Source organism: Nocardioides sp. P5_C9_2 (genome assembly GCF_054049555.1).
In genome coordinates this window covers 1-4,618 of the sequence record NZ_JBFUMD010000324.1, presented here as the reverse complement: position 1 = coordinate 4,618, position 4,618 = coordinate 1, and the positions used below count along the sequence as shown (strand labels likewise).

General features: G+C 72.4%; 5 protein-coding genes. All 5 read right to left on the bottom strand.

The genetic code is table 11. The features are described 5' to 3' along the window. A partial coding sequence (gene proB / locus ACXJKL_RS15130) for a glutamate 5-kinase (RefSeq protein ID WP_457207863.1) occupies positions 1–1,017 on the bottom strand: 1,017 nt, incomplete at its 3' end. After that, positions 1,004–2,563, bottom strand: a complete 1,560-nt coding sequence (obgE, locus tag ACXJKL_RS15125; protein ID WP_457207862.1) for a GTPase ObgE — start codon at positions 2,561–2,563, stop codon at positions 1,004–1,006. The genes proB and obgE, both read right to left, overlap by 14 nt. 115 nt (positions 2,564–2,678) lie before the next feature. Further along, entirely contained in the window at positions 2,679–2,933 is a 255-nt protein-coding gene (gene rpmA / locus ACXJKL_RS15120; RefSeq protein WP_457207861.1) for a 50S ribosomal protein L27, read from the bottom strand. 90 nt (positions 2,934–3,023) lie between these two features. Continuing rightward, complete coding sequence (rplU, locus tag ACXJKL_RS15115) at positions 3,024–3,341, bottom strand: 50S ribosomal protein L21 (protein ID WP_457207860.1); 318 nt, start codon at positions 3,339–3,341, stop codon at positions 3,024–3,026. A 152-nt stretch (positions 3,342–3,493) separates the two neighbouring features. Then, positions 3,494–4,618, bottom strand: a 1,125-nt coding sequence (locus ACXJKL_RS15110) for a ribonuclease E/G (RefSeq protein WP_457207859.1), incomplete at its 5' end; no start/stop codon positions are given.

The following is a 4,618-nucleotide window of genomic DNA, read 5'->3' as shown; positions in this document are numbered from 1 at the left end:
GACCAGGCCGCGGGCCACCGCGACGCCCGCGAGGTCCACGAGGTCGACCGGGTCGCCGGCGACGAACGCCCCGTCGACCGCGACGACACCGGCGGCGAGCAGGGAGGCCCCGCGCTCGGTCACCGCGCGGACCGCGCCGGCATCGAGGGTGACCGAGCCCTTCGGGTCGGTGGCGTGCGCCAGCCACAGCATCCGGGTGGGGCGACGCCCTCCGGTGGCGTGGAAGAGCGTGCCCACCTCGGCGCCGCCCAGGGCCGCCGAGGCCTGGTCGGCGGCGGTGAGCACGACCGGGATGCCGGCACCGGTCGCGATCCTGGCGGCCTCCACCTTGGTGACCATGCCGCCGGTGCCGACGCCCGCGGCCCCGGTCGAGCCGATGGTGACCGCGTCGAGGTCGGCGGCGGAGCGTACGTCGGTGAGCAGGCGCGCGCCCGGCCGGCTCGGCGGGCCGTCGTACAGGCCGTCGACGTCGGAGAGCAGCACCAGCAGGTCCGCGTGCACGAGGTGCGCGACCAGGGCCGCGAGACGGTCGTTGTCACCGAAGCGGATCTCGGAGGTGGCGACCGTGTCGTTCTCGTTGACGATCGGCAGCACGCCGAGCTCGAGGAGCTTGGCGAAGGTCTGGTAGGCGTTGCGGTAGTGCGCACGGCGGGTGACGTCCTCGGCGGTGAGCAGCACCTGACCGGTGACCAGCCCGTGGCGGGCGAACTCCTCCTGGTAGCGGTGCGCCAGCAGCCCCTGGCCCACGCTGGCCGCGGCCTGCTGGGCCGCCAGCGCCTTCGGCCGGCGGGTGAGGCCGAGCGGGGCGAGGCCCGCCGCGATGGCACCGGAGGAGACGAGGACCACCTCGGCACCGCGGGCGCGGGCCGCGGCGAGCACGTCGACGAGCTGGTGGATCCGAACCGGGTCGATCCCGCCGGCGGCGGTGGTCAGCGACGACGAGCCGACCTTGACCACGACCCGACGCGCCCCGGCGACCAGGGCGGCCCGGTCGGTGGGCCCGTCAGTCCTGCTCACTGCCGTCCCAGTCGGGGTCGTCCGACGTGCCGATCTCGTAGGACATCGGGCCGATGCCGGAGCTGGTCACCGTCTGGGGAGCGGTCTTGCTGCGGTCGATGCGGCGGGCCACGTCGGCGCGGGTCTCGGTCTCMGAGCGCTCGGGCATCTGCTCCTGGATGTCCCGACGGCGGGTGGCCGAGGGGCGCTCCTCGCGCAGCCGCTCGTCCTCGCCGCGGCGACCCAGCATCTCGGCGCCGGCCTCGACGCTGGGCTTGAAGTCGAAGACCACCGCGTTGTTCTCGGGACCGATGATGACCGCGTCGCCCTCCTGGGCCCCCAGCGTGACCAGCCGGTCCTCGATGCCGAGCCGGTTGAGCCGGTCGGCGAGGAAGCCCACGGCCTCCTCGTTGCTGAAGTCGGTCTGCCGCACCCAGCGCTCCGGCTTCTCGCCGCGGACGCGCCAGCCCTCGGGCGTCTCGGTGACGGCGAAGTCGCCGCCGCCGTCGACCGACGGGGGCCGGATGACGATGCGCGTCGCCTCGACGACCGGCGTCTCGGTGCGGGAGCGCTGGACGAGGTCGGCCATCGCGTAGGTGAGGGCCGACATGCCGGCGCCGGACGCGGCACTGACCGGGAAGACCCGCAGGCCCCGCTCGGCGAGGTCGTCGAGGACCATGTCGGCGATCTGGCTGCCGTCGGGCACGTCCACCTTGTTGAGAGCGACGAGCCGCGGGCGGTCCTCGAGGCCGCCGTAGCGGGACAGCTCGTTCTCGATGACGTCGAGGTCGTCGAGCGGGTTGCGCCCCGGCTCGATGGTCGCGGTGTCGATGACGTGCACCAGGGCGGCGCAGCGCTCGATGTGGCGCAGGAAGTCGTGGCCCAGGCCGCGACCGTCGGCGGCGCCCTCGATCAGGCCGGGCACGTCKGCGACGGTGAAGGTCACCTCGCCGGCGCGGACGACGCCCAGGTTGGGCACCAGGGTGGTGAACGGGTAGTCGGCGATCTTGGGCCGGGCGCGGGACATCGCTGCGATCAGGCTGGACTTGCCGGCGCTGGGAAAGCCGACCAGGCCGATGTCGGCGACGACCTTGAGCTCGAGGCGTACGTCGATCTCGCCACCGGGCTCGCCGAGGAGCGCGAAGCCGGGCGCCTTGCGCTTGCTGCTCGCCAGCGCCGCGTTGCCCAGCCCGCCGCGACCGCCCTGGGCGATGACCATCTCGGTGCCGGCACCGACCATGTCGCCCAGGACCTCGCCATCGGCGCGCTTGACCAGGGTGCCGTCGGGGACCGGCAGGACCATGTCCGCGCCGTGGGCACCGTTGCGGTGCGCGCCGGCGCCGTGGCCGCCGTGCTCGGCCTGTCGCTTGTTGCTGTGGTGGTAGTCGATGAGCGTGGTGACGTCGGGGTCGACCCTCAGGATCACCGATCCGCCGGGACCACCRTTGCCGCCGTCGGGGCCACCGAGGGGCTTGAACTTCTCACGGTGGACCGATGCGACGCCGTTGCCGCCCCGACCCGCGCTGATGTGCAACGTGACCTGGTCGATGAAGGTCGGGACAGCCATGATTTCGCTCTCAGTAGTCGAGCCCGGTGGTGCGGCTCAGTGGTGGAGAAATGCGTGAAGGGCGTTCCCCAGATCAGGAACGCCCTCCGCGGTGGAATTCAGTGTCGCCGCAGCGTCACTCGCCGGGGACGATGTTGACGACCTTGCGGCCACGCTTGGTGCCGAACTCGACGGCACCGGCCAGCAGCGCGAAGAGGGTGTCGTCGCCGCCACGGCCCACGCCCGAGCCCGGGTGGAAGTGGGTGCCGCGCTGACGCACGATGATCTCACCGGCGTTGACGGTCTGGCCGCCGAAGCGCTTCACACCGAGGCGCTGGCTGTTGGAGTCGCGGCCGTTCTTGGTGGACGCGGCGCCCTTCTTGTGAGCCATGAGTTCAATCCTTCTACGTGGGTGAGGTGCGTGATCGTGGGCGTCGGCCCAGGACAGCAGCGTGGCGGCGAAGCCGACACGCTCGTCCCATTATGCCGACAGGGAGATGTCGGTGACCTTGACCTGGGTGTACTTCTGGCGGTGACCCTGGCGCTTCTTGTAGCCGGTCTTGTTCTTGTACTTCTGGATGATGATCTTCGGGCCCTTGGTGGCACCGAGGATCTCGACGGTGACGGCAGCCTTGTCCAGGCCGGTCGCGGTCACGGTCTCACCGTCGACCACCATCACGACGGGGAGAGTCACGGTGCTGCCGACCGTGTTGGCCTTCAGGTCCATCTTGTCGATCTCGATGACGTCGCCAACAGCAACCTTCTGCTGCTTGCTGCCACTGCGCACAACTGCGTACACGGCGGACTCACTCTCCTCGGGTCTTCATGGATGCCGGGCGGAATCGCCACGGGCAAAGTCAGGTGGCACGCCGAAGCGCACAAGGGGCAACATTACGGGCCGGACGGCGGCAGGGTCAAAACGAGGCCCTGCCGCCCCCGGTCTCCGGCAGCTCAGCGCTTGCGAGCGCCCTTCTTCTTGATCGGGACGTGCTCCACGTGCGGCTCGGAGCCGCCGTCGGGTGCCGACGGGTCCGGTACGGCGCCCGGCTCGAGGTCGGAGGTACCCGGCTCGACCCGGCCCGACTCGGGCAGCGTGCCCGCCACCCCGGACGGCGGACCCGCCGGACGGCTGGCGGAGCGACGACGGGTACGGGTGACGACCCGGGGCCGCTCCGGGGCGGGAGCAGGCTCCTCGGCGGTGTCGACGGCCGACTCCTCGGCGGTGTCGACGGCCGACTCCTCGGCGGTGTCCTCGGCGGGGGCCGCGGGGGCATCCACGACCTCGGYCGCGCCCGGCTCGGGGGACGCCGCCGCAGGGGCCGTGTCGACCGCGGGAACGGTCTCGACGGTGCTGTCCCCGAGGGGTGCGGCCTCGGCCGTGCCGTCCTCGGACGGGGCGTCGGCCCCACCGCGCGAGCGACCTCCGGACCGTCCACCGCGGCGTGAGCCACGACGGTCGGCGCCCTCGGTGGGCGCGGTCCGGTCGTCCTCCGTGCGGGTGTCCTCGGCGCGCGTGTCCTCGGCCTGGTCGCTGGTCATCGGGCTCTCGGACGAGGCTTCCTCGGTGCGGGCATCCTCGTCGGCCTTCTCGGCGCGTGCCATCGCGGCCACGTCCTTCGGCGAGGGGGCGGCCGACTGCTGGCCACCCTGCTGGGCGCCGCCCTGCTGGCCCGACCCACCGTCGCGTCCGCGACCGCGGCCGCGGGAACGACCGGAGCGCTGCGGCTCGTCGTCACCGCCCCGGCCGGGCTCGACGGGCTCGCTCTGCACGACCACGCCACGGCCGTGGCAGTGCTCGCAGTCGTGGCTGAACGACTCCAGGAGGCCGGTGCCGATCCGCTTGCGGGTCATCTGCACCAGGCCCAGCGACGTGACCTCCGCGACCTGGTGGCGGGTGCGGTCGCGCCCCAGGCACTCGACGAGGCGGCGTACGACCAGGTCACGGTTGGACTCCAGGACCATGTCGATGAAGTCGACCACGATGATGCCGCCGATGTCGCGCAGCCGCAGCTGGCGGACGATCTCCTCGGCGGCCTCGAGGTTGTTCTTGGTGACCGTCTCCTCGAGGTTGCCCCC

Bases quoted from the DNA above. Each gene is read 5' to 3' on its own strand.
- rpmA (WP_457207861.1), bottom strand. From the start codon at position 2,933: ATGGCTCACAAGAAGGGCGCCGCGTCCACCAAGAACGGCCGCGACTCC.